The organism is Methylobacterium sp. AC690, assembly GCF_979256535.1.
Map to the genome: position 1 here is coordinate 1 of NZ_CEEDOX010000061.1, position 364 is coordinate 364.

Below are 364 nucleotides of genomic sequence, written 5' to 3' on the forward strand. Positions count from 1 at the left end.
GCTAGCTTGGCGAGATTTTCAGGAGCTAAGGAAGCTAAAATGGAGAAAAAAATCACTGGATATACCACCGTTGATATATCCCAATGGCATCGTAAAGAACATTTTGAGGCATTTCAGTCAGTTGCTCAATGTACCTATAACCAGACCGTTCAGCTGGATATTACGGCCTTTTTAAAGACCGTAAAGAAAAATAAGCACAAGTTTTATCCGGCCTTTATTCACATTCTTGCCCGCCTGATGAATGCTCATCCGGAATTTCGTATGGCAATGAAAGACGGTGAGCTGGTGATATGGGATAGTGTTCACCCTTGTTACACCGTTTTCCATGAGCAAACTGAAACGTTTTCATCGCTCTGGAGCTGTC

1 protein-coding gene is annotated in these 364 nt (G+C 42.6%); it reads left to right on the forward strand.

What is annotated here, in order from left to right; genetic code table 11:
• Positions 1 to 39 precede the first annotated feature (39 nt).
• Positions 40 to 364 (forward strand): CatA-like O-acetyltransferase (locus AC0IY1_RS25325; RefSeq protein WP_471773333.1); only part of this gene is annotated, 325 nt, incomplete at its 3' end.